The sequence below is a fragment of the Pelosinus baikalensis genome (assembly GCF_020819555.1).
Classification (GTDB): Bacteria; Bacillota; Negativicutes; order DSM-13327; family DSM-13327; genus Pelosinus; species Pelosinus baikalensis.
Window position 1 is genome coordinate 276,322 of record NZ_JAJHJB010000002.1, and the last position, 26,202, is coordinate 302,523.

A 26,202-nucleotide genomic window follows, 5' to 3' on the forward strand; every position below is an offset into this window, starting at 1 on the left:
GTCTTTTTCAATGCTTTAAATGACACAATGTACTAGCATCATTTCAATGTTTTTATATCAACATGATCCATATCATCGAAGGTTTGATTTTCTCCTGCCATACCCCAAATGAATGTATAACAGTGTGTACCTACGCCAGAATGAATCGACCAGCTTGGAGAAAGAATCGCCTCTTCATTTTTTATCACTACATGTCTAGTCTCTGTTGGCTCACCCATATAATGAAATACAATAGCATCTTCTGGAAGATTAAAATAAAAATATACTTCCATACGACGATCGTGTGTATGACAAGGCATGGAATTCCACATGTTGCCGGGTTCAAGAACAGTCATTCCCATTACCACCTGGCAGCTTTTAACCCCTTCTGGATGAATATATTTATATATGTTGCGTTCATTTGACTGGTTTATGGAACCTAGATGATTCGGAGTAATTTTGCTTTTTTCAATTTTTACAGTTGGATAGGTCTTATGAGCCGGCGCACTATTAAAATAAAACTTAGCTGGCTGCTTGGCATCTGCACTAGAGAAGCTAACTTCTTTTGAACCCATACCAATGTATAAACCATCAGTAGTATTAAGGTCATATTTCACACCATCAACCACGACAGAACCAGCATTGCCAACGTTGATGATTCCGATTTCTCGTCGTTCAAGGAAATAATCAACCCCCATACCGGCTCCTGCTTGAAGTACTACAGGCTCGACTGGATATACACCACCAGTTATCATCCGATCAATATGACTGTAAACCATCTTTACTTCATTTTTCACAAATAACCCTTGAATTAAGAAACGGTTTCGCAGCTCCTCCGTCGTATAATGTTTTGCATCTTCTGGATGAACGTTATGTCTGACATCCATAAAAAACCCTCCTTTTTTCTCACTATATGGACTTATTTTTCGTTTTTACACAGATTATATTCGTGCATCCGATTCTAATTCCTTCTTTTTTCTCATAAATAATGTTTTTATTCCACCAAGTGGAACAAAAACATTTCTGTGTTTAATGTTCTTTTTAAAACTATCTGATACTGCAAAAAAAAGCCCCTCTATAACCACATTGTGGTTATAGAGGGTCTTCGTAACGATGCAGTTAACCAACGAGATTATTCGCTGATTTCTTCCTCATCATCTTCGTCTGCTATAATGTATTCAAAGGTGTCAAGAATATTGGAATGATGTTCTTCTAACGCGTCACTAATTAGTCTTAGCACTGCCCCAGTCTGCTCTTCGGGCAGCCCCATAGCAATAATAACATCCGCTATACGATCTTCAAGAATTTCGATGTCGTCCGTAAACAACACTGGAATCTCATCCGTCAATTCAGGATCTTTTTCTTCACAACCACACATAATACACACTCCTTTTTTCTATCCATCTTTTAGGACTTAAGTAAAGTTCACTTTTTTAACAAACCTGATAATAGATTGTCCACTATCATAGTACCACGTATTCTCAGCACTGTCTTGTAAACATTTCGTAAATTTTGTAGAAACACAATATATTTTTCTTATGCTTCTCCTAATGGCAAAGAACGATGGGCCAATCCTACCACTACTTCATTAAGATTCAATACACCCACACCAAAGTAAATTGCTACGCAAATATGTTCTCCATAACGGGCAATTCCGATTTTTCCGCCCACATTTAGTCCAGCGGCTTTCGACGTAATTTGTTCTAGAGCCGCATGAGTCGCACCAGCCACCGCACCTTCTCCTATGTGATTGGCACTCACCAGCCTCTGACGCTGGGCTGCTACCACTGCACGTTCAATAATTTTCTTGACAGATAGTAAATATTCGCCGCCAAAATCAACAGCTACAGAAGAGATACCACGAGCACTTAGGCGCTGACGAATTTCTTGTTCATCTTGTCGATCTTCACTAATTGCCATAGCCATCGCCGCTCTCCCTACATCAATACTCGTAATTTCCACTTTATGCAACCGCCTTCTTTTCAACAACTTTAATTTTTTCCTTATCAACTGCAGCTACGATAAAGAACGTAATTAGACAAACCAGCCATTCCATATAAATGGGATGTGCAAAAATCTGAACTGCCGGGAACATTTGCCAAGCGAACAATGCGATCATACCTGCCAGCGTAGTATAAAATGCTGAATTACGACGGCAAAGACTCGGTGCAAACATGGTAAACAAAAACACCAATGTAAAAGCGGTAGTCAGACTTAGACCAATCAGCATCGTCTTAACAATGCCTACAGCATTAAATGCAAACCATAAGGTAAGAATCCCCAATCCTAGAATGGAGTAGCGATTCACAATCGTATATTTCTTATCACTCACACTAGGATTGATAAAACGTTTGTAAATATCCTGAGAAAATAATGTTCCTGCTGCAAGCAAAATATGACAAGCAGTAGCAACATCTGCTGCCCAAAGTGCCGCCAGTGTCAAACCAGACACGATAGGATCCAGCCCCATAATCATCTGGGGAAGAGCCAATGTAGCGTTCATACCTGGATGGGCAACTCTAGCAGCCATTCCCATAATAGCGCAGGAGAAGCCAACAGGGAACATCAAAAGAGCTCCCCACAAGAATCCTCTCTTCGCAGCCTTACCATCAACGGCTGAACAAGCAACCTGTACTGGTCCCTGAGCAGTAATCGTCTGCGTCATCATGACGGCAAACCAGCCAATAATAGTAGCCAGCCCCAAGCCGCCAAGAGGACTAAACCAGTCAATATTAGAAGGCAAAGCAGCAGCCATACTGCCCAAACCTCCTTGATTGGAAACAGTCGTCACCGTACTGATCAACACACCAATATAAATCAGAGTTACACTTAAAATATTCGACAAGCCAGACGACCATAATCCACCGATTAGAGTCGTTCCAATAAAAACTATGGCACTGGTTATCATGCCACCTTGAAAAGAAAATATACCAGGCAGAAGAGAAGACAAAATCGCTCCGCCAGCAATGTATTGCAGAGATGTAATAACTAATTGAATGGTAATCATCCCTAATACACTAATAGCTCGCCCTTTTTTATCATAATATCGTTCAAATAATTCCGGAATCGTAGTACAATCCATTTCTCTGTATTTTTCAGCTGCTACCATTGCCATCAATACGGCTCCTGCAGCCCAAGCGACATTATACCATCCAGCAGCAATACCAAACTGATACGCATTTTCTGCAACGCCAATTGTCGAAGCAGCGCCAATCGCTGTACCCGCAATATTTGTCGCAACCAGCAAAGTAGTGAGCTTTCGCCCTGCAAATAGAAAACCTGTACTACTTTCGGTCCTTCGCTTTACATAAAAACTAATTCCGAACAAAACAAAAATGTAACTAATAATAATAACCAATTGAATATTCATCTTTTCCATCCTACCTTCCTACTACTAATGTACAAAATTCGGCAAAAAACAAAAAAACACCCCAACTAGGAGTGCACATCGTTTCATTCACCATTTTGCCATCCTACAACATCATCCTACTAGTTTTCAATACTACTATTCTACATAATGATTATATAAGCAACAGTGGCTCCATGTCAAATACAGGTGAAGCATCCTATTGAAGCAAAGCAGTCTGTGAAAATGACTTTAAATCATCATTTCCACAGGCTGTCTCTCCTCTCAACCATAAATTAATCAGGATTTACACGATACCGATTTTTGCCAGATGATCTCTAATAACATCCATCATACATTCCCCAATAGCTCATTCACCACGCAGCTATTGCACTGTCGGCACGACCTTCCGTACCTCCAGCAAACGTGCCCTTTTCTTGTCTTATGATGACTTGTCCCCGTCCAAAGCTGCCAGTTTCAAGAGACAGATTAACAATATGACCTTTTTGCAGTAATGCTTCTGCCATATACATTGGGAAACCCGGCTCTAAATCAATGCTTTTGCCTTCCTTCCACTGCCAGCGAGGTGCATCTAAAGCAGCTTGCGGATTTAATTTATAGTCGATCATATTTACCAGCAGCTGAACATGTCCCTGGGGCTGCATAAAGGCTCCCATAACACCAAAAGGACCTAGAGCTTTGTTATCTTTCGTAAGAAAACCTGGAATAATGGTGTGATACGGTTTTTTTCCAGCTTCTAGACGATTGACATGAAAGGGATCTAAGGAAAATTGTTTGCCACGATTATGCAGACTAATCCCGGTTCCTGGCACAACAAGACCGGAGCCAAAGCCCATATAGTTACTTTGGATATACGATACCATATTGCCTTCCTTATCAGCTGTCGCTAAATATACCGTTCCTCCAGAATCAGGTCTGCCTGCTTCTGGCAGTATGGCAGCATCTCCAATCAACTTTCTTCGTTCCAGGCCGTAGCCCTCTGAAAGTAAATCAGAAACCTTTACGGTCATATTCTTAGGATCGGCAATATATTTTTGTCCATCAGCAAATGCAATTTTTATGGCTTCGATTTGTTTATGATAAGCATCTATAGGATTTTGCCCTTTAAGCTGTAAACCATTTAATATATTTAATGCCATAAGGGCAACCAATCCATGACCATTAGGCGGTATTTCCCATACCTCATAACCTCGATAGGCAACTTTAATTGGCTGAACCCACTCTGCTTTATACGCAGCCAAATCATCAGCTTGTAAATATCCGCCAAAACTTCGAGAGAACTCACCTATTTTTTCTGCTAAAGAACCCCGATAAAAGGACTCTCCCTTTGTATCACCAATTTCCTGTAAGGTAGCAGCATGATCTAATAATTGGACAATCTCGCCAGCATAAGGAGCTCTGCCCAAGGGAGCAAAGGTAGTAAACCAGGATGCAAACTCTTTTCCCTTTAGAAATTCCGAAAAATTCTTAAATGCAATTGCCCAATATTTACTCACAATAGGAGAGACAGGATATCCTGCTTGAGCATAAGAAATTGCAGGCTTTAGCACCTCACTTAGAGGAAGTCTGCCAAAACGCGCTGACAGCTCTGCCCATGCAGCTGGCACACGGGGAACCGTCACTGGGGTAAAACCATATCGGGGCATCTCTTTAAAACCTTGTCTTCGCACTGCCTCAAGAGAGATGCTTTGGGGCGAAGGTCCGCTGGAATTTAGTCCATATAATTTGCCTTTTATCCAAACCAGGGCAAAAGCATCACCACCAATTCCATTAGAGGTAGGTTCCACTACTGTTAGGCAGGCAGCAGCTGCGATTGCCGCATCAATGGCATTTCCGCCTACTTTGAGAATATCCAGTCCAGATTGCGCAGCCAAATGCTGGGAAGCAGCAACCATTCCATTTTTCGCAAAAACCACGGTACGCTTTGAAGGAAAAGGATAAGAAAGAGCATCAAAATCCATATGTTCATCCTCCTGGATATTATAGTGTACTCTTGGAAAACAATCCTATATAGCCGTAAACAGGCAAAGGATGAGCGTAACTATATTCCGACGATCCCTGTACCTTATTCATTCTACCCTGATATGCATCTTCCTTCTTCTGGAGTTTGCGTAGCTTACGATCTTCATATTTTCCTTCATGATTGTATTTTGATAATAAATATTGTATCATTGCACATAAGTATGACTAAACTTCCCAGCAAATTGCTTACAAGAGAAAGAAGGCTTACTATATGAAATCATTTGCAACCTATAAAGTTATTAAGGAACATGAGGGTCTGACCCTTGAAGAATATTTGAAAACTATTTTGCAGTATTCTGGAAGAAAAATTCAAAAACTAACAAGACAAAAGGGGATTTTTTTAAACGGAAAGAAAGTTTTTCTCCAAAGAAAGGTAAAATCCCAAGATGTTTTACGCGTCCTTATGGCTCAGGATATGACTTACGGAGTTGAGCCAGAGGAAGGAAGCATTGAGATTCTATATGAAGATGATTATATGCTAGTCGTTAATAAGCCCGCCTACCAGCTTGTCCACCCCACTGGGCAAACTACTAAGGGCACATTAGCAAATTATCTGGCTTACCACCTACAACAGCAAGGCGTAATCACTACCATCCGCCCTGTACACAGATTAGATCGGGAAACTTCTGGATGCGTAATTTTTGCTAAAGATGATCGCAGCCAGTTCATCTTAGAACAACAGTTAAAAGACAGAACGTTAAAGCGTGTTTACTGGGCTTTGGTAAAGGGAATTGTTCATCCCCCTGCCGCTACCATTGATTTTCCCATTGGTTTTCATCCTACTATGGCAAATCGCCGTGCAGTAAGGGAAAAAGGAGATCCGGCTATTACCCATTATCATACTCTCCATAACTTTTCAGAGACATCATTAGTAGAGCTACGGTTGGATACAGGAAGAACCCATCAGATTCGAGTACATCTTGCTCATATCGGCTACCCCCTTCTAGGAGACGGTATGTATGGCATACGCACTTCTTGGTTAACCAGACAAGCCTTGCACGCATCTTCTGTAAGCTTTAATCATATAAAAGATCAGCATGAAATTATAGTACAAGCTCCTCTTCCCCCAGACCTGACCCGAGCTATCGACTTTTGCCGCAGCGAAAATACCTAAAATAATACAAGCAAAAACCTCGCAAAATTGCGAGGTTTTCTATTTTACTGAAAGATTTATGTTTTCTTAAGTAGTAAACATAGGATTTACGAACCACAAAGGCACAATGCCGCTGACGCGGCACACAAAGGAGAACACAAAAAATAAGTTATAATAAACCCTTTGTGTCCTTTGCGTCTTTGTGGTTCGATTCGTTTTATATGTTTTACGTTCTGTCAGAGTGAAGCAATCCCCTATTAGAGATTGCTTCACTCTGTTCGCAATGACAAAAAACATTTTTCTTTCTTATTTATTTAAGTGATAAGGAATGGTTGTCACACTTACATTTTCTTTTATGACCAGCATGGCGTGTAATAGCCAGCCTGTTTGATTATGCAGCAGCCTGTGCCACCATTTCCTTGTCTCAAATTCAGGGATGACAACTGTAATATAGTCCTGCGGGTTTTTTCTCTTTTTTAATGCTTCTACATAATCCAGCAAAGGCTGAATGGTCAGGCGATACGGGGATTGAATGATCTCTAGATCCATCCCCGGGTTCCATTGCTCCCACTTCATTTGTACTTTGGCAGCGCTCTCCTCGTCTTTGGCAATATGTAATACAATAATGTCTTTACTCAAGGTTTTCGCAAATTTTAAGGATTCATATACCACCCGTGTCGGGGATGAGATGGGTACGATTACATAATTGCGCACCACCAGGGTATCATCATATTGTACGTTTTCTTCTAAGGGAAGATGCAGCTGCTCTGCCATATCATCATAATGGGAGCGGATCTTCTTAAATACGAACACCATCACCGGAATGAACACTAATACTGCCCAAGCACCATGGGAAAACTTCGTGAGGGTAATGATGATAACAACCAATCCGGTAGCAACGGCTCCTATCCCATTTACAGCTGCCCGAATCAGCCAGCCGCTTCCCTTTTCTCTCTTCCAGTGAACAACCATACTGCATTGCGCAATGGTAAACGAGATAAATACACCAATTGCATATAAGGCGATTAAGTGGTCTAGATGTCCTCCGAAGATCACGATTAATACCGCAGCGGAAACAGTGATCACGATAATGCCATTGGAAAAGGTCAGACGCTCGCCACGAGAGCTAAGATACCTTGGAAGATATCCATCTCTGGCTACAATTGACAATAATACAGGTAAACCATTATAGGCTGTATTGGCCGCCAAGTATAACACGATCATCGTCGTAACCTGAATGTAATAATAGACAAAGGATCTGCCGAAGACATGTTCTGCAAGCTGGGATAAAGCTGTCACTTCCAGTATGGGGATGACATGAAAATGCATCATCATAAAAGTAACTCCACTTAGCATAACTACCAAGATGCCTGCCATCCAATAGGTTGTAATGATTGCATTTTTCGCTTCGGGTTTTTTAAATAAGGGTACACTATCTGCAATTGCCTCCACACCCGTCATGGAACTGCAGCCATTGGCAAAGGCTCTTAGTACTATGTACAGCATTGCCATGTTGAGGGGCTGTCTTTCTAAGGAAGCAGCAGGCAGTAAGGCTCCATCCTGGGTAACAGCTTGATACATTCCTGTTAGAATGAGCGCGACCATCCCTAATAAAAAGGCATAGGTCGGATATACAAACATGTTGGAGGATTCTCGCATACCACGCAGGTTCACCAGCATCAATATGAAAAATAAAATACCTAAATCAATTCCCACTTCTTTACCCACTAAGCTGGGAAAAGCCGATACAATGGCTGCTGTTCCTGCGGCTACACTTACAGCCGCCGTTAGAACATAGTCAGCAAAAACCGCACCCGCAGCTACTAGAGCGGGAAACTCGCCAATGTTCTTTTTGGCAACGGCATAGGCACCTCCGCCCCCAGGATTTGCTCGGGAAACTTGCACATAGGATAACGCCACAATAATTAATAGAATCGATACTGCAATAATGATGGGGGATAAATATCCATAAGCGATAATCCCTTGAGCGGCCACTAATACGAGTAAGGCTTGTTCTGGTCCATAAGCCACCGATGATAGGGCATCTGAGGAAAATATGGACAGAGCTTTCCACTTTGGTAACCGCTCATGCATCATTTCCTTATTATGAAGGGGCTTGCCAATGAGAAGGCGGCGAGCAATGTTGATCAACTTTAATCTAGACCTCCTTAAGATCCTTTTTCTTTATACGCCACTAAATATAGTAATAAGTCCGTCCCTTCTTTTCAAACTCCACTTGCATCAAGTACTGCCTAAGCTGAATACTAGATGCAGGTCACAGAATTTATTATACGCTTTTTATGAGATTATATATCCTATTATTTTTCAAGAAAGGTTAAATTTTCATGACCTTTTAATAAACGGTAAGAAAAACGCTGAATATACTTTTATCAGCGACATTGTACTTTTGTGGCTCATACATTCTAGAACAGCAAAAAAGCTTCGCGTGATTTGCGAAGCTTCAAATGTACGTGGTTATTAGAATTTCACCATTTTTTTAAGCCAAGTGATGTTTTAAACGGCGGTACTTTAACAAGTCAACGAAAGCTTCCAATCGAGTCACTATTCCAGCTTCACCAGATTGTTCATCAAAAGATAAAGATAACACCGGTATGTCCACATCATTGCTAACCTTAGGTAGAATATTTTTGGCAACAATTTCAGGCATACAGGTAAATGGGAACATATGAATAATGCCGTCATAGTTTTCTTGTCCCATGTCGATCGTATGGGCGATACTTTTTATGCCGTGGCCACCTACATAATGACCAAGATAGGGGTGAGCCAAGTCGGCTAAATATTTAAATTTCTCAAGATATTCTCGCTTTCTAAACAAATGCCCGTTTATATAGTCACTCAAATACATGGTTTTATACACTTCTACTCCCATATTTCCTAAACGCCAATCTAAGTTTTGGTTAATAGACGGCTCAAGCATAACATAAATTTCACCAACTACACCAATACGCAGTGGTCGAACTCCAGACTTTAGTTTAACCCTACCTAGCTCACTTTCCGCCTTTTGCCAAGCCGTTCTTAAAATAGATAGATTTTCTGCGGCATCAATCACATCAACAGCTTTACGCCAGATTAAATCTGATTCACCTGCGGATATTTCCCGTGGTCGTATGATATTCGCTTTTCGCTGAATACTATCCATCGCGTGTATTTTGGCTAATGCCAAGCGAAATGCTAAATAAACCTCCCAAAAATTACGTTTAAAAGCAACCCGATGTAATTGCTTTACAATATCAATAATATCAGGTTCAACAACAATCATATCAAAATTAAAACCTAAATTCAGAAGGATACCCTTCTGAATTTCAGCATAATAACCTAAGCGGCAGGGACCTACCCCTCCGCAAGTTACAATTGTATTCGCACCTTGTTCAAGGGCTTCAATAAAATTTCCTAAATTGACTTTAAAGGGTAAACAAGCAGTCTCTGGAGAATATTTCATACCCAATTCCAACGTCCTTTTAGAAATGGGTGGGGCAAGCAGCACCTGTCGTCCGAGGCCGGTGAAAAGCGCCTTAAGGGCTATACTCATATCTCCCATATGAGGAAAAGTAATGATCATGACTGTCTCCTCCGAATCAGCATATCCGTAAACGCCTCCAGCCTTGTCACAAAGCCCGCCTCAGCCGTATGTTCGTCTACTGTTAAGAGCATGCAGGGGATGTTAAGCGCTTGGGCACGCTGATTGATCAATTCACCTATTAAGGCGTCAGGTCCACAGCTAAAAGAAGTTATAAAAATCAGCCCATCAACTGGTTGCCCTGATTGTATTAAGGCTAATGCCGCACCTGCCATATGATCCCCATTAGACCAAAATATTTTTTTGCCAAGAGTCTTAGCGGCAATAGCGGCTTGGCGATTACTAACCATCTCAGGGGTTATAACATGAATACCAAAGTTATTCAATTTATCAATAATATTCATGCTAATTTGTTGGTCATAAATAATGTAGGGGTGACCAATTAAGCCAATACGCTGCCCGTTAGGTTTACTAAAGTGGACTGCTTGTTGTAGACGCCGATACTGCCAAGCATGATACCATGCATAAAGACTGCTAATCGCATTCCTTCCCAGCATCTGTCCTACAGTTATAATCGCCTGATACAAACTGCGACTATTTTGGCGAAGATTCAAATTGACATCAATGAGTGGCGGTAAGTTGTCAATATTACTGCGCAGCATATCCGGCATACCAATAATTTTGGGACACGTATATTGTCCGGCCGCAACGCTGATTATTCGTGGTGTAAATAGGTAATCCACTTGCTTGTATAACTCATAAATATGTCCAAAGTATACTTTAGCAGGCAGGCATACCTCGTCCAATCCACTTCCGCAATTCAGCGTCGCTTTAGACGTATCGCCAGTAATAACTACCTCGGCCCCCAGTTCTTGCAAAAATCTTTCCCAAATTGATCCATATTGGTAATATAGTAGCCCCCGTGGTAACCCAATTCTTATCGCCAAGAAACATCATCATCCTTTTTTAGCCTTTTTTCAAGCAACTGTTACACTATTACTCCATTTACCACATTGGTCCCCCCAACGCGCTGCTACATTACCGTTCATTTTAATTTCAACGACTTCACACATATTAGCGCAGCCACTGCACTCAAAGCTTCGTGGTGTGTAGACAAAATCAATTACATCAAAACCTCGGAAGACAGTTGGCTTCGTCTGAGTAACTTCTTCCTTGGCTAATAAAGCGGAACCAATGGCTCCCATAACATTATGGTAGGGTGAAACCACTACAGGACAGCCTAACGCTTCTTCAAAAGCTCTTTTGATTCCCTTGTTTGCCGCTACCCCGCCTTGGAAGAGAATAGGACTTTGGATTTGCTTTCCTTTACCTATATTATTGAGATAGTTTCTTACTAAAGCCTGACATAATCCGTTAATAATATCTGAAGTTACATGACCAGTCTGCTGTTTATGAATCATGTCAGATTCGGCAAAAACTGCACAGCGTCCCGCAATCCGGACTGGTGTTGTTGACTCTAAAGCCTTGTCGCCAAAATCCTCGATTCCTATATTAAGACGAGCAGCCTGCTGGTCCAAAAAAGATCCCGTACCGGCTGCGCATACGGTGTTCATAGCGAAATCAGTAACTACTCCGTTACGAATAATAATCATTTTAGAGTCTTGTCCACCAATTTCTAGTACAGTTTTCACATCCGGCATGATATGCATCGCCGCTACTGCATGGGCGGTGATTTCATTCTTTATGCTATCCGCTCCTACTATTACTCCCGTGAGGTGGCGACCACTACCAGTAGTGCCGACACCTTGAACCTTTATTTCAGGGTTACGCTCTTTAATTTGACGTAAACCATTTTGTACTGCTTCAATCGGTCTCCCTTGCGTACGTATATATAACGAATCAATTACCTTACCAAATTCGTCAAGGACAGCAATGTTAGTACTTACTGAACCCACATCAATACCTAGATATACATGCATCAAAAAGCCTCCCATATAACATTCACTTTTAGTAGTATACCATATTTTTTATATTTTACCAATTTTGGTAAATCAAAGTCGAACTTCAATAAAAAACGTTCCTATAAGTCAAATGATATCGTAGCAGCTCTAGTGGTTTCCCTTACCAAATATGCCGCTATATTTTCTCATTAATGTTGAATTTTTTTACGTTTAATACAATCAGCAAATGCTTCGATACGGGTAATAATGCCCACATCACTGGAATGCTCGTCAATACTTAACGTTAGTAAAGGCACATTATAGTCACTGGCAATATTTTTTAGTGCGGATTGAGCGACCACCTCAGGCATGCAACCGAAAGGATAGACGTGAATGATCCCATCGTATCCGTCCCGGGCGCACCGCAAAGCACTTCCTACTGATTTTAAGCCATCACCACCTACATGATAGTTGAGATATGGCTTAGCTTGGTCAAGATACGCCTTTTCTTCACTATATAATCCCAAAGCTTGTAGTAAAGTATTCGAATAAACCCAATTTCCGGTATAAACAAATTTTTTGACCTCTATCCCTTGCTTAATTAATAAGTCTTCAATACTATGGTTTACATAGGGTTCTAATAAAAGATAAAATTCACCAATTAGGACTATTCTGGGCGGTCGACATTGGTTATTGTTGCAAATAGCCCCTATTGAGCTAATCGTAAAATCCCGGATAAAATTAATTTTCTTGTAAGTAGAATTGGCAAGTTCCTGTGTACCGCCTCTGTATATATCTATGATTTGCTCTGGGCTATTCGTCCGTGCCCCATAAAAATTTTTGGCTTCACTCATAGCATCAAGAGCTTTTAATAATTTTATCCCCATTGCCATATTCTTAAGAATCGCCAAACGACTTGCACGAGGCGCCACTGTCCGTAAAAAACGGTACAAGTCACTAAATAAATGATTTGTATCCAGCATATAAAATTGTACTTGTCCTTTTTCTGCGAGATAAATTTTTTGTACAGCATTGTAAAAGCCCAAACGGCATTTCCCTGCACCACATACGCTTACTAAGGTATCTGCCCCTTGATCGATACTTTCTATAAAATTACCCATATTAATTTTATACGGTAAACATACGCCCTCTGGAGAATAAAGAGAGCCCAATTCTATCGTTTTCTTGGAAATTGGCGGCGCCTCGATGACTTCAACTCCTAGGTTATTTAGCATGTTTAAAACCGGAATGTTTAAATATCCCATATGAGGGTATGTTACCTTCAATATTTCTGCCTCCATTCCACCAAATCCCAAAATGCTTCAATCCGTGTTATGAGACCGGCGCTTCCCATGTGCTCATCAATATTGATGATTATGTAGGGTTTATCGCTTTTTTTGAATACATGATGCTCTACGTATTCATTAACAAGTGAATCTGGGCCACAGCCAAAGCTTGATACCATAATAATACCCGCAATATCAGGCTGGCGACAGAAGTAGTGAGCCGCCCCGGCAATTTTCGCCGATAGCTGCCAGTAGATATCTGGCTCAAAGACTTTGGCCTCATCATATAGCACTTTTCTCGCCACATGATTAGGAGTAATAACTTTAACCCCACGTGAGGCTAAGAAATTCATTATATTGCCGCAGAAAAAGGCATCCTTTAATAAATAACTATGACCAATAACAGCTATTTTGGGGGTTGAAGATCCACTATCACCAGGCACATCAGCTCGCCATGATTTAAGTGCTCGTCGATAGGCTAAATACCCAGGGACAGCCGATAATCCAATCGCTTGACAAGTGGTATATAGGGACTGCAGTTGATTCACCGACGACTTATACTCGACATTGGGAGAAATAATCTGTTCCGGAGACAACCTAAACGTATTTCTAACGACATCAGGTAAACCGGCAAATTTAGCACAGAAAAGGAAGTTACGATGGTATTGGACGACACGAGGTACAAATATATGGGTGCACTCCGAGAGTAAAGAGTCAACATGCCCCAAATACACTTTTAAAGGCAGGCAAGATTCATCTATACCTAGTAATGTGCCTCGATCTAAAATTTGTTTATTGGTTTCACCGGAAATAGAAACAGGTATATCCGCATACCGAAAAAAATCAGCCCACAGGCTGCCAAATTCATGATATAGCATAGCCTGGGGAATACCAACATGAACATGCACATCTATCATCCTTTGCAGAAGAAAATTAGTACATCATTAGAAAGAAGTAGTTATTCCTACCTCTCTATTTTGGCCATTGTTCCTGAATATTAGCCTTTGAATCATTGGGACATACATATTATTATTTTCAACCTGTATCTTTTTATAAGTGGGAGTTATAGGAAAATCCCTTATTATCATCTCTTCTCAATGAAAGTCTAACAGTAGTTGAAGAACATAAATAAAATAGATGACTTTGGGAGCTTGCAAAACCTCAGTTAAAAAAATAATAAGAAAACACTAAAATATACTAAAACTGAAAGCCGATGTTATCGCTTATGAAACAATTGAAGTAAAAAGACAAAAGAGCCATCCACCTAATTAAAAGTAGACGGCTAATGGAAATAATGAAAATTTCATTCTTTCTTATGTGCAGCAGGTGCTACGTGAGAAAACATCCGCATAATCCATAGAAGTATAATAGCTCCTATAGTACTTGAAATTATCGATCCTATCGTACCATAAGCAGAGATGCCTATGAGACTAAATAAATAGCCACCAATAAAAGAACCAACAACGCCAGTTACTAAGTCACCCCAAATACCAAAACCTCCACCCCGTGAAATCATACCAGCCAACCAGCCAGAGACCAATCCGATTAATAAAAACCAAAGCATTTGCATATAAGTATCATCCTTTCATAAGTGATACTTATATCATCTCTATTTACTCACCATTTTATACAATTAAGCTTCATATAGTAATAATCACTTGGCAGATGATGTAGCCGACCAACGATTTAAAACAACTTCCCATCCTGAACTATCCCCCCCCTGTTTGAGCCTTATTTATAAAGTTGGCCAACATCTCAGCATTTTGATTACTAAGGTCAAGCTTGTTTTGCAGGACGTTCTTGTCCTGTGCTTCGCATAATCATAAAATATTACTGTACCGGAATCCATGATTCGCGAAGTCATTCAGGATTGGTCCCTGGCTATAAAACAAAAAGACCTGGACAGAGTCCAAGCCATGCTGCAAAACGTAATAAGTAAAGTTGTTGTAAATCCTGATTATTCTGTATTAATCCAGCTAAAGCTGTTTTGTTTAGAGTTGGTGCCGAGGACACCAATAACACTATACCGACACATTATTATCACTATAATACAGACAGAAAAACAGTTAAAGCTGGAATTATTGAAATATCTGAAAATACGTAATAAAAATCACCGTCCACCAGTTAAGGCAGACGGTGATTTTTATTGTGGATAAACCTGTGAATAGTGTGTGGATTACTGTGGATAACTTTATACGATTAATAACGGCCGCCTATGGGGCATTTTAAAATTGGCAAGCGCTTGCCGATTTAAAACAGTAAAAATAACTTATCAGTTTTCCTCGTATATTTTATTTCCCAACCCGAACTATTACCGCCAAAATGGTGCTCATAACTTACTGCAGCGTTCTTGCTGAAGTTCCTCTGCAGTTCTACGGGTATGTATCGGTCACTGACCATGTTGACCGTAGCCAGCAGCGTTTATAATAAAGAAAAATACCGTCTCACCCGAAGGTAAGACGGCTAGCCTACTAATCTTTTAAAGGTATCACTTTAAAACTAATAATCTTCTCAAAGGATAAATACTCTTTGCTATTATCGACAATATCATTAAGTGAATAGCATGAACTACCTGTACCAATAGTACGAGTATACCAATTAATAAAGCCCTCAATTACCGCAGTAGATACGCGATATTCACGCTCGCTAGAATCGATCATGGTTACTCGTAACAATCCATATTCACTTGGAAGTGGTGTGTATGGTTTAAGTTCCCCTGTTTCATCAATATCAATAGCATCGAAATCATAATACCCCAAACTACTTGCTTCGTTAACAACTATCTTCACAGAATGTTCAGCATTGGTTAAGTTTTGAATGTCTGCATCTAGTGACATAGAAATTATTGAAGAACTCACTTGGCTAAAACTTGACACCTTTACTCCATCAATAAATATATCGATAGACGCTGATCTGTCTGTATACCTATTTCCAATTATTCTAATTTTTGTTCCTGTAAAATTAAATGCTAGATAACTACCTGATCCAATTGTTGAATGATAAGTACCATTCCAACAATCAGACTCAGTATATGCACCCCATCCATTTCCGACATATGTAACATTAAGATCCTTATCATCATACCTCTTCCATCCTGTCTCTGGTGCTGTTAATGATTGTCCTACTGTAGCCATTTTATTACCCCCCATTTTGTTTTTATCATTTAAAAAGCCGACATAGCCAAGGAACTTTATTTCAACCGTGTGTATCCTGTATATCGGCTTTCACTAATACACATTCCGTAGTAACTACAAATTAAACTACTGAATGCAAATTTATTTCTCACTCTTTATCCGTACATATAAGCTGAATTTTGGATAGTATAAAAATAACAAAGGCGCCTCACTCTTATTGAGTGAGGCGCCTTTTAAGGAATACTTGCTAAGCGACGGGCAGGTTTAGGTTTTAGCAGGTAGAACTACAGTCATCTTCACAGCAGCAGAAAAATAGAAGAATAATAATGATTATAATGATAAAGCAAGAACCTCCACGTCCGCCACCCCAGCCACCAAATCCCATAAATATTCCTCCTTTCTGCATGACTGGTTTTTATTATAGTTTATTCTTTTTAGAAGTTTTTTGTTACGAGATATCAAAATAGGAAAAATAACTTATCTCATATCCCTATTGCGACAAGTTTAGTATCAATCATCATTTATCATATAGACCAAGAAAAAAGCTGAAACGAAAGCTTCCGAAACTATGTCCAAAACCTTCTAAACTATGACCGAATCCTCCCAAACCAGGACCAATAAATGGACGCCAACCACCACAGTTACGATACATTATTTGCACCTCCTATGATCGCGTTCATTGTATATTATGTAATTTAACTATAAAGGTACTATAGGGACTTATATAAAAAGAGCCGTCCACCTAGTTAAAAGGTAGACTGCTCTTTAGTATACTTAAAACTTAAACCCTGCACCAACATAAGCAGCCGATTGACTGCCTGCCAGTTGATAAGCACCAACTTTGCCAATACTACCAGTGTAGCCAGCACCAGGCTCTATTTTCCCTTTAGTAAACATTGCACCCGCTGTGATCACGTTATGCCTGGTCAAATCAATAGTCGGAATCTCAGCTTTAATTGTGATTGTGCTGGTCTGTTTTAAATCGATCATATTTTTATCAAATACAAATTGTTCGTCATCTGTCTTATCGAACTTGCCTACCTTGCCATTCATCATATAACTCGTCTTAAAGAACTCCATTTAAAAATAAAATCAAACTACCTTAACGAAGAACAGGTAATAGAAGTAATTGAATCATATAAGGCATTGGAAAATAATAAAGCACCCGAATCTCTTCAGGTGCTAATCAACACTTTTCTTGACCGCGTTATCATCTGGAAAGATGAGGTTAAGGTCATTCTTAAAGTGTATGTTGGTTTGGTTGGTGCCGAGGACCGGAATCGAACCGGTACGGAGATTTCTCTCCGACGGATTTTAAGTCCGTTGCGTCTGCCAGTTCCGCCACCCCGGCATATTCATCATATGCCAAACTGTTAAAGGCAGTGTAGTAAACTATTTTTGGAGGCGACACCTAGATTTGAACTAGGGAATAAAGGTTTTGCAAACCTCTGCCTTACCACTTGGCTATGTCGCCATAATTGGAGCGGGAAACGAGATTCGAACTCGCGACCCTCGCCTTGGCAAGGCGATGCTCTACCGCTGAGCTATTCCCGCAATAACATATTAGAAAATAAAACTGGTCGGAGCGGCAGGATTCGAACCTGCGACCCCCTGGTCCCAAGCCAGGTGCTCTACCAAGCTGAGCCACGCCCCGTTTAAAATGGTCTGATCACCAGCAGAACATAACCTCGAAGAACGATCTTCAATGGTCTTCTTTATTCCGCTATACCAGCAATTTATTGATAAAAACAACCGTTAATATCGTTAAAATTTAAACTGTGGTGACGAGTTCTAATTATAGCAGAGGAATTAATATCCGTCAACAATATTTTATATCGTAATTTTTTAGTAGCTATTGAATCATAAAAAAAGTGCTGATGTGCCCTTTAAAAAATAGAACGAATTGAACCACAAAGACGCAAAGGACACAAAGGGCTTAATTATATTTTTTGTGTACTCCTTTGTGTACCGCACAGTGGCATTGTGCCTTTGTGGTTCATAAAATCTTATATTTTTCCACTAATAATACTATAGAATAACAGTAATGCCCTGCAATTTTAAATTGCAAGGCATTACTGTTACTCTTTGATTTCTAGCTTTTATCCTTAAGCGATAGCGGATGCAAGTTTTGCTCCAAGTTCTTTGCATGATGCAAGTCCTTCATCGTCAGGAGCGTTTTGGATTGTCAAAGCTTCTTCCACAAGTTTAGCCCCTTGCCCTTCCATTCGTTCCACCCAGTCTCTCATCCATTGACCATCTCCCCAGTCAAAAGAGCCAAATAAAACTAAAGGAATCCCAGATAGATTTTCCCCTTCTAATGAGGTAATAAAAGGATCGAATTCGCCTTCTTCCAATACTTCATTGCCCATTGCTGAACAACCCAATGCTACTGCATCAGATTTTAGTACATCATCTTTACTCGCTTTATCCACAGAAAGTAAATTCACCGAAATTCCATCTACCCCAGCGCCTGCTGCAATGGCTTTAGCCATTTCTTCAGTATTCCCTGTCCCACTCCAATAAATAACGGAAATCTTCTTCATACACTCATTCCCCCATTTTTTATTTGATTGCTTTAACCTCTTACTTACACTCGCTTATTCTTTTGATTCTTTATGGAGAATACATCCTGTATTCAGTCCCAACATGATAACGATATTCATTATCATGTTGGGACTGAAAAAAATACCCTAATGGGCTGTTCAACGTTCATAAGTTGCTGTACGTAAGAAGTTTATAGTTACTTAACCAATGAAGCATGTAATTGAGTTTATGATATTAATTCTCAATTCAATGACTATATTTTATCAATAAGATTCTTTCCTGTCAATGAAAAAAATCAAAAAATGCAACGTATGTTTTAAAACATCTAAAACAGAATCGAACCACAGAGAACACAGAGAAAAGATAGAGAGCATAGAAGCACACTTACTCTCAGCGTCCTCTGCATCCTCTGTGCTCTCTGTGTCCACCGTTCTTAATACTTATAATTTTTTCTCATATCCTTTAATTATAAATAGGTCAAATCTAAATGAAGTTTTATTTCTTCGGCTTCAAATTCCATACTAAGCTGAGATACGTTCTTTTTATACAGAATGAAATGATTTTCGCCAACAATGGTAAGAGGAGGTGTGATTTGATAATGATAATCTGTTCCTGCTAATAAGGCTTTTGCCCTGCCAGCTATCATATTTACTAATTCAGCAACGCCATCATACAGTTCTTCATCTGCCAATTCAACAGAGGCAACGCCTGTCATAAAGGAAACAATCATCGCCGCATTTTCTTTGCTTAGTGCTATGGAAAGCAAGGCATTATGGGTACTTAAAATCATCATCACTCCTGTAATTTCGCTTTTATACCCTTTAGGAGCAGCTACTTTTTCTTGTATTGGGCAGAGTTCTACTCCAACCATAGTACTAAATACATCAGAAACAGACTCTGCTAAACATTTTTGCAAAAATATTTTTTTTTGCGACTCCATAGGCTACCTCCCTTCTCCCATACATTCTAATACTTTCTTCATTAGTTCCTCAATGGTAAAGGGTTTTACTAAGTAATTAATGGCTCCAGCCTGAATTGCTCTTATAATATTTTCTTTTTCACTCTCTGTAGTAACCATCATTACGGGTATATGATTAAGAGACGCTGTATTTTTAATTTTCTCTAGAAAAACTAATCCATCCATACCAGGCATATTCCAATCTAATAATATTAGAATAATATCTTCAGAAGCTCTCTCTAAAATGGTTAAGGCCTCTATCCCATCTGCGGCTTCCACCAATTCATAATCAAGTACCTCTACGCCACTGCGTATAATTTTTCGAATGATGGCCGAGTCATCTACGGATAATATTTTCATAACATCCACCCCTCACAGTATAAAAGTTAGCATTTTTATAATACTCGGCTTCAAAGTATTCGTTATAATCCAGGAATACTTCTGAATTTCCTAAAATTAACACACCCTTTTTAGTTAAAGAGTTCGTAATTTTCTTGACGATTTCCCTTTTTAATGCTTCTGAAAAGTAAATTGCTACATACCTAAAAAAGATCAAATCAAAGAATCCTAACCCTATAAAACTATTTTGCAAATTAAACTGCCTGAATTGAACGCTGTTTTTGATCTTCTCATCTAGCAGCCATGTACGTCCTTCTTGGCGAAAATATTGTTCTCGATAACCCAAGGTCATTCCACGAGCCATCGTTATATTGTCATACTTTCCCATTTTGGCAAGCTGCAAAACCGTATGTGAAATATCGGTGGCTACGATCTCGAAGTGATTCAATGTAATATCCACAATTCCATGTCGCAGGAGATAACGATCAATACACATCGCAATCGAATAGGGCTCTTGCCCAGTAGCACAGGCAGCACTCCAGATACGAATCTTTCCGCCCATACCTTGCCTGATTGCTGCAATGTATTTCGGCAGCAACTGATCTTCTAAAACTTCCCAAGGCGTTTTATCTCGAAACCATAATGTTTCATTTGTTGTAATCGCATCAATGATTTCTTCTGTCAAAGCGGCTTGCTTCTGCTGACGCAGCATGTTATATAATTCTTCAAAGCTTGATAGGCCAAATCGTATTAAGAATTTGGAAAGTCGGCTCTCAATCAAGTACGCTTTTTCATCTCGAATTACAATGCCGCAGTGTTCTTCAATATATTTCTGAAATAATTGAAATGCCTGGGAAGATAGGTGTCCATTCATCATCATCCCCCCTAAATATGTCTTTTTATTATCTCTTTGTGTGGCTTTTAAGGTTGATTCTTATACTCGAAAGCGTTTTGCTAACGCTTCTAATTTCCCAGAAACCAAGACAAGCTCATCGGCAGCCTGAGTGGTCTCCACTCCCTTACTGGCTGTGTTATGTGAGGCTTTATTGATCTCATTCATACTAATGGCTATCTCTTCAACATTAGCAGCGATTTTCTGGGAAGTATTAGCTACCTCACTCATTTTTATCGACGCACCTTCTGTATTTTTAGCCAACTCCCCTGCTGTCAAGGATAGCTCGCTAACAGAATGAGCAATTTCTTTCACTCCCTGTGTGCTTTCCCCAGCCCCTCGGGCTACATGGCGAGATTTCTCTGCAATATCGCCAATTTCATTGGATATCAGATGTATCTTATCAGAAGCGACAATCACAGCAGAGGATATATCTCCCACCACGGTAGATTGTTCTGTTACAGCTGCTGCAATGTTATTGCTATTCGTATTCATCACATCAATAACCTGGGTAATACCGCACACCGCTTGTACTGCCTCTTGCATTTTATCTTGCATCGCCTCAATCTGGGCCCTTATCTCATCCGTTGCTCCTGATGTTTGCTTAGCTAATTCTTTGACCTCATTAGCCACAACAGCAAATCCTCTGCCTGCATCACCAGCACCTGCAGCTTCAATGGCTGCATTTAGCGCAAGCATATTGGTCTGGTCAGCAATGTCATTGATCAAATTAACTACCTTACCAATCTGTTTTGATACGCCGCTTAAATTCTGAATAATAATTGTAGTTTCCTGTGCTCGCAACTCTGCATCTTTGGCTACGGTAATAGATTGCTGACAATTTTTTTCGACTTCATTTAAAGAAAGATTAATTTCCTTTACGGCTATTACCACATCGGATACAGAACTTGATACATCTTTGGCAGAACCAGCAACTAGGCTGATGCCCCCAGATATTTTCTCAATAAGACTACTTACTTGATCCAAACTAACAGATGCTTGTTCAGAGGCAGAAGCCAGACTATGAATAGTTGAAGAAATTTCTTCTGTGGCCACAGAGATGGAATGGATATTTCCGTTTAACTCCAAAGATGCATTCGCTTCATGAGTAACACTTATATTGATCTCCTCTGTAGACTCACTGGCACTGTTAATAACAGCACTCATTTCTTCACTATTCGATGCTACCACCTCCGCAACCATCAGCATGCTATTGGAAGATTGATTCAAAACAATGACGGTGTCATAGATTTCTTTCGTCATTTGGTGCATCGTCTCAATGAGTTTATTAAAAGACAAAATCAGCTGCCCTATTTCATCTTGAGAACTTGCTTTTCCCGTTATGGTAAGATTACCGTCTTCTACCTGGGACATAAGATTTTGCAGTTCCTTCACAGGCTCTGTAATTTTCCTAGTTATAAATACAGCTAAACTCATAGCTGCCAAAAAGCCTATACCAAGTAAAATTACCATATTCTTAATTGTCGCTTCTGCTTCTGCCGAGTTACTTCTTGCCGTTTCACCTGCATGTACCATTTGTAAATCAATTAATCGATCAATAAGCTGAGTCAGTTCTAATGAAAATTGATTTCCTTGCCCGGCATAAATAGCATAAGCAGCCTGATTATCTCCTGCCTGGATGAGACGTAATACTTCATCCAAAATAACGCTCCACTTACCTTGTATTATTTTCAACTTATTGAATTCCTGTCGAACCATTGGCGATTTAATACTTTGTTCAAACTCCGCCAATTCCATATTCATCTTATTATGCAATTCATGAATAGAAGTACGATATTGTTTTTTCTTCTCTTTATCTGTTTCAATAATGGATTGACCGACAAGCACTCGAATCTGCTGATACGACATCGCTGCCTGGGCAAGTTCTCCCAGAGGAATGGTATTGACCTCATATAACTGCTGATCACTCATTTTTATTTCCTTAATATTATGTATTCCCACTACCCCCATAAGACCCGTAATAAAGACAATCAGCATAAAACTAATCATTAGTTTTCTACCAATATTTAAGTTATTAAACCACTTCATGCCATTTTCTCCTTCCCATGTTCCATTTATATCGCATCAAATATTTTATTTATATCTAGAATTAAAATAATTTCTTTATTAAACTTTACTATTTCCGATATAAATCGTCCTTGCAGATTCTTTATATTTGCTGGTGGTAATTCGCACATATCGGGTGTTATATCAATCACTTCTGCTAGCTTATCAATAAAAAATCCTACATGATCTCCCTGAAAAAGCCCTTTTAGAATCATACATTTCGTTTTCTTATCTTCTTGTTTCTGATTTAAATGTAATATCTGGGTTAAGTCAAACAAAGTCACTACTTGTCCACGCAAATTCAAAAGACCTACTACGTGGGATGCCCCCCCTGGAACAGCCGTATATTTGACATTTCGATTAATTTCTTTAGCAAAAGCTATATTGATGCCACACAAACTACCAGCAAGATAGAAGGTCAAAATTTTTCCTGTCATGAAAATTCTCCTCTTACAACTTGCACATCTGCCACTTTTTTCAATACGTCTGCCTTATCAAATTTCAATTGGGCATACTGTTCCGGAACACTCATCTCAAAGACTTCATGCAAATCCACTAACAGTACGATTTTTTCATTGATGATCGTCGATCCTAATAGTCCTTTTCCTTGAATATCCTCTTCTACCATCAAGGAGTCCACTTGTACTGTATCCTTTATTGCTCTTACCAGAAGACCCAAGGAAAGGTTATTCCCTTTAGGTGTAATCACATACATTTTCTCACCTGATTGTTCTTTAGAAACAACTGGCAGATACTGTTCCAATCGGATTAATTGCATGATATTACCTTGAGAATTATAGTATTGTTTATTCCCAATTTCTTCGATCTGGTGAGGGCTAATTTCGTTAACCCTTGCGATCATGGACAAATGCAGGCCAAAGATCTCTGGTCCGGAACATTGAAATAGCAATAAATTCTGCATCTCTTGTATTTGATTATCTAATGATACCATTTCCGATTGAGAACTTTCCACCCCTTCTTCGGAAAACACCAATTTCCCCATACTGGCAATCCCGTCAACATCTAGAACCATGGCAATACTGCCATCACCTAAGATCGTTACTCCTGAATACACTTTTACTTCTTTTAAATGATTAGGCATGGGCTTTACTAAAAGTTCTTCCTGACCATGAATGGCATCAACAATGATACCAAAGGTTCTTCTGGCAATTTTTATAATCAGAATTCGTGTAATAGGGCTTGATACTTGGAAGTTTTTTTCCAAACCAATCACATCTGCAAGGTGAACAATGGGAACTAATTTCCCACGCAGCTGCAGTACTCTTTGCCCTTGAATCCACTGCAATCTCCCTGTCTCTTGTCCATCTGCGATTCGCACAATTTCCTGTAAATGAGCCTGAGGTAAAGCAAAGCTATGCTTGCCAACTGCTAAAATGAGAGAAGGTATAATTGCTAAGGTTAAAGGCAGCAGCAAGCGAAAAGTCGTTCCTTTTCCTTTCAAGGTATGCAGCTCTACAGTACCGCCAAATTTTTCAATATTCGATCGGACCACATCCAAACCTACGCCCCGACCTGAAATATCACTTACCTGGGAGACGGTTGAAAAGCCTGGTGAAAAGACTAATTCTGCCATTTTACTTTCACTGATATCCATTGCTTCATCCTGCCCAACCAGCCCTTTTTGCAAAGCTTGCTGCCTAACCTTCTCCACATCAATCCCTGCTCCATCATCCATGATATCGATAATCACTCGGCCACCTTCGTGCCGAGCTTTTATCTCGATCATTGCAGTAGGATCTTTCCCTAAAGCCTTTCGCATCTCAGGCTTTTCTATGCCATGATCTAATGCATTACGTATCAGATGGGTAAATGGATCGATCAATCCTTCCAGAATAGATTTATCCATTTCCACTTCCTTGCCTTCCATTTTCAGTGTAAGGCTTTTCCCCAATTTCTTTGACAAATCACGTACTAAACGTGGAATGGAATGAAATAAAATGGAGATCGGCTGCATCCGGGTACGCATAATCTTTTCTTGCATTTCGGTGGTGGTATGATCAATCTTTTGTAAAACAGGCCGAATACCCGGTATCCCGTCCACATGTGCTTCTAATAATCGCAGTAATTGATTTCTTGCCAGTACCATCTCACTAGACAAATTTACTAGATTATTAAGTAAAGCAACATCCACTTTAATACGTTCTTCAGCCAAATCATTTTTAATTTTTTCTTCTGAAAACTCTAAAGCCTTCTGCTTGCTCTTAAGTAAATTCTCATCTTTAGGATAAGCTGACTTTTCTTCTATTTCCGATAATAGTTGAAAAATTTCTGCACTTTGAGTGGCAATGGAAAGCTCCTCAATATCTCTTGCATTGGCACCAATTGCCATTACCGCCAGTTCTTTTTCCAGCACAGTACTAAACAAAAATACTATTTCTTGCCCAGAAAAATTCTCTTCTTTTAAAAAATTCTTGTTTCGAATATAACTGTTCAAGATGGTTCCAATGGACTGAATACTCTTTGACATATTGATAGAAAATCGCTCTACATCAATCTGTTGAGAATCAATTTCATGCACATATTTATATATTTTATGACCTTTCTTTCCCAATTCACTAATCATCTTGTTATTGGCATCATCCCTGTGATTCTTTGCTGCTGTTTTCTGGGGTATTTGAGGAATGAAGGTCTCATCCGCAGCATCTAATCTTTCAATCAGCTGAGCATCTTTACCACTTATATAAATATGCTGCAGCCTTTTTACCAAAGAAGCAATGTCTCGTTCTTCACTTATAGCGATGTGATCTAATAATTCCCGCAGCTCATCATTAGCCATTAATAATGCATCCACGATGTCAAGTATTAGAGCAAGTTCCCTGCTCCGTATCTTTCCAAGTACACTTTCCATGGCATGAGATAATTCAACGATTTTTTGAAAACCAAAAAAACCTGCTGTCCCTTTAATATTATGCGCCGAGCGAAAAATTGCATTGATCACATTTTCATCATACTCTTTTTGTTCAAAGGACAGCAGTCCTGACTCTATCTTTTCTACATGTTCTTTCGCTTCTACAACAAATTCTTGAATCAGTTTTTCATCCTTTAGCATGCTACCACCTCT

The 26,202-nt window shown here is 39.6% G+C and carries 23 protein-coding genes and 4 tRNA genes; 1 reads left to right on the forward strand and 26 read right to left on the reverse strand.

The features are described from left to right. Positions 1-38 precede the first annotated feature (38 nt). The 5 genes from kduI to LMF89_RS02800 all read right to left on the reverse strand — a co-directional run bounded on the left by kduI (position 39) and on the right by LMF89_RS02800 (position 5,307). Positions 39-866, reverse strand: coding sequence for a 5-dehydro-4-deoxy-D-glucuronate isomerase (gene kduI, locus LMF89_RS02780; protein ID WP_229533797.1), 828 nt, complete (start codon positions 864-866; stop codon positions 39-41). 245 nt (positions 867-1,111) lie between these two features. Then, entirely contained in the window at positions 1,112-1,357 is a 246-nt protein-coding gene (locus LMF89_RS02785) for a hypothetical protein (protein WP_229533798.1), read from the reverse strand. 158 nt (positions 1,358-1,515) lie between these two features. After that, on the reverse strand, positions 1,516-1,941 hold the full coding sequence (locus LMF89_RS02790; RefSeq protein WP_007955782.1) for a HutP family protein: 426 nt from the start codon (positions 1,939-1,941) through the stop codon (positions 1,516-1,518). Position 1,942: 1 nt separating this feature from the next. Then, positions 1,943-3,349, reverse strand: coding sequence for a sodium:solute symporter family protein (locus tag LMF89_RS02795; protein WP_229533826.1), 1,407 nt, complete (start codon positions 3,347-3,349; stop codon positions 1,943-1,945). Positions 3,350-3,699: 350 nt separating this feature from the next. Further along, positions 3,700-5,307 (reverse strand): gamma-glutamyltransferase family protein, encoded by a 1,608-nt coding sequence (locus LMF89_RS02800; protein WP_229533799.1) that lies wholly within the window; start codon positions 5,305-5,307, stop codon positions 3,700-3,702. 272 nt (positions 5,308-5,579) lie between these two features. Between LMF89_RS02800 and LMF89_RS02805 the strand changes: the two genes are divergently transcribed. Continuing rightward, on the forward strand, positions 5,580-6,482 hold the full coding sequence (locus LMF89_RS02805) for an RluA family pseudouridine synthase (protein WP_229533800.1): 903 nt from the start codon (positions 5,580-5,582) through the stop codon (positions 6,480-6,482). 285 nt (positions 6,483-6,767) lie between these two features. On the opposite strand, the gene LMF89_RS02810 is transcribed toward LMF89_RS02805, so the two are convergent. The 21 genes from LMF89_RS02810 to LMF89_RS02905 all read right to left on the reverse strand — a co-directional run bounded on the left by LMF89_RS02810 (position 6,768) and on the right by LMF89_RS02905 (position 26,190). Further along, positions 6,768-8,612, reverse strand: coding sequence for an APC family permease (locus LMF89_RS02810; RefSeq protein ID WP_229533801.1), 1,845 nt, complete (start codon positions 8,610-8,612; stop codon positions 6,768-6,770). 346 nt (positions 8,613-8,958) lie between these two features. Continuing rightward, on the reverse strand, positions 8,959-10,041 hold the full coding sequence (locus LMF89_RS02815; protein WP_229533802.1) for an acyl-CoA dehydratase activase-related protein: 1,083 nt from the start codon (positions 10,039-10,041) through the stop codon (positions 8,959-8,961). Further along, the gene (locus LMF89_RS02820) at positions 10,038-10,946 is read right to left on the reverse strand and encodes an acyl-CoA dehydratase activase-related protein (RefSeq protein WP_229533803.1); all 909 of its coding nucleotides are present in this window, start codon (positions 10,944-10,946) and stop codon (positions 10,038-10,040) included. The genes LMF89_RS02815 and LMF89_RS02820 overlap by 4 nt, the downstream gene beginning before the upstream one ends. A 30-nt stretch (positions 10,947-10,976) precedes the next feature. After that, positions 10,977-11,939 carry an acyl-CoA dehydratase activase gene (locus LMF89_RS02825; RefSeq protein ID WP_229533804.1) on the reverse strand — a complete coding sequence of 321 codons (963 nt, stop codon included), beginning with the start codon at positions 11,937-11,939 and terminating at the stop codon, positions 10,977-10,979. 170 nt (positions 11,940-12,109) lie between these two features. After that, positions 12,110-13,186 (reverse strand): hypothetical protein, encoded by a 1,077-nt coding sequence (locus LMF89_RS02830; RefSeq protein ID WP_229533805.1) that lies wholly within the window; start codon positions 13,184-13,186, stop codon positions 12,110-12,112. Next, entirely contained in the window at positions 13,183-14,094 is a 912-nt protein-coding gene (locus LMF89_RS02835; protein ID WP_439651922.1) for an acyl-CoA dehydratase activase-related protein, read from the reverse strand. Before LMF89_RS02835 ends, LMF89_RS02830 begins: the two co-directional genes overlap by 4 nt. Before the next feature lie 395 nt (positions 14,095-14,489). Further along, the gene (locus tag LMF89_RS02840; RefSeq protein ID WP_229533827.1) at positions 14,490-14,750 is read right to left on the reverse strand and encodes a GlsB/YeaQ/YmgE family stress response membrane protein; all 261 of its coding nucleotides are present in this window, start codon (positions 14,748-14,750) and stop codon (positions 14,490-14,492) included. A 907-nt stretch (positions 14,751-15,657) separates the two neighbouring features. Beyond that, positions 15,658-16,320, reverse strand: a complete 663-nt coding sequence (locus LMF89_RS02845; protein WP_229533807.1) for a hypothetical protein — start codon at positions 16,318-16,320, stop codon at positions 15,658-15,660. Positions 16,321-16,837: 517 nt separating this feature from the next. Then, on the reverse strand, positions 16,838-16,972 hold the full coding sequence (locus tag LMF89_RS25625) for a hypothetical protein (protein WP_255710861.1): 135 nt from the start codon (positions 16,970-16,972) through the stop codon (positions 16,838-16,840). Positions 16,973-17,094: 122 nt separating this feature from the next. Continuing rightward, positions 17,095-17,376, reverse strand: coding sequence for a hypothetical protein (locus LMF89_RS02850; protein WP_229533808.1), 282 nt, complete (start codon positions 17,374-17,376; stop codon positions 17,095-17,097). A gap of 206 nt (positions 17,377-17,582) precedes the next feature. Continuing rightward, positions 17,583-17,671 (reverse strand) — tRNA-Leu (locus LMF89_RS02855). Positions 17,672-17,719: 48 nt separating this feature from the next. Further along, a tRNA-Cys gene (locus LMF89_RS02860) sits at positions 17,720-17,794 on the reverse strand. Positions 17,795-17,799: 5 nt separating this feature from the next. Next, positions 17,800-17,874, reverse strand: a tRNA-Gly gene (locus LMF89_RS02865). A gap of 23 nt (positions 17,875-17,897) precedes the next feature. After that, positions 17,898-17,974 (reverse strand) — tRNA-Pro (locus LMF89_RS02870). 451 nt (positions 17,975-18,425) lie between these two features. Beyond that, a complete protein-coding gene (locus LMF89_RS02875; protein ID WP_007955756.1) occupies positions 18,426-18,863 on the reverse strand; it encodes a flavodoxin in 438 nt (145 codons plus the stop codon). Positions 18,864-19,330: 467 nt separating this feature from the next. Next, positions 19,331-19,804 (reverse strand): chemotaxis protein CheX, encoded by a 474-nt coding sequence (locus tag LMF89_RS02880; protein WP_007955755.1) that lies wholly within the window; start codon positions 19,802-19,804, stop codon positions 19,331-19,333. 3 nt (positions 19,805-19,807) lie between these two features. Next, the gene (locus tag LMF89_RS02885) at positions 19,808-20,182 is read right to left on the reverse strand and encodes a response regulator (RefSeq protein ID WP_007955753.1); all 375 of its coding nucleotides are present in this window, start codon (positions 20,180-20,182) and stop codon (positions 19,808-19,810) included. After that, entirely contained in the window at positions 20,160-21,041 is an 882-nt protein-coding gene (locus LMF89_RS02890) for a CheR family methyltransferase (RefSeq protein ID WP_229533809.1), read from the reverse strand. The genes LMF89_RS02885 and LMF89_RS02890 overlap by 23 nt, the downstream gene beginning before the upstream one ends. Before the next feature lie 54 nt (positions 21,042-21,095). Continuing rightward, a complete protein-coding gene (locus LMF89_RS02895) occupies positions 21,096-23,102 on the reverse strand; it encodes a methyl-accepting chemotaxis protein (protein WP_229533810.1) in 2,007 nt (668 codons plus the stop codon). A gap of 26 nt (positions 23,103-23,128) precedes the next feature. Next, complete coding sequence (locus LMF89_RS02900; protein ID WP_229533811.1) at positions 23,129-23,557, reverse strand: chemotaxis protein CheW; 429 nt, start codon at positions 23,555-23,557, stop codon at positions 23,129-23,131. Further along, positions 23,554-26,190: a chemotaxis protein CheA gene (locus tag LMF89_RS02905; protein WP_229533812.1), complete on the reverse strand. Its 2,637-nt coding sequence runs from the start codon at positions 26,188-26,190 to the stop codon at positions 23,554-23,556. Before LMF89_RS02905 ends, LMF89_RS02900 begins: the two co-directional genes overlap by 4 nt. Between the last annotated feature and the right edge of the window lie 12 nt (positions 26,191-26,202).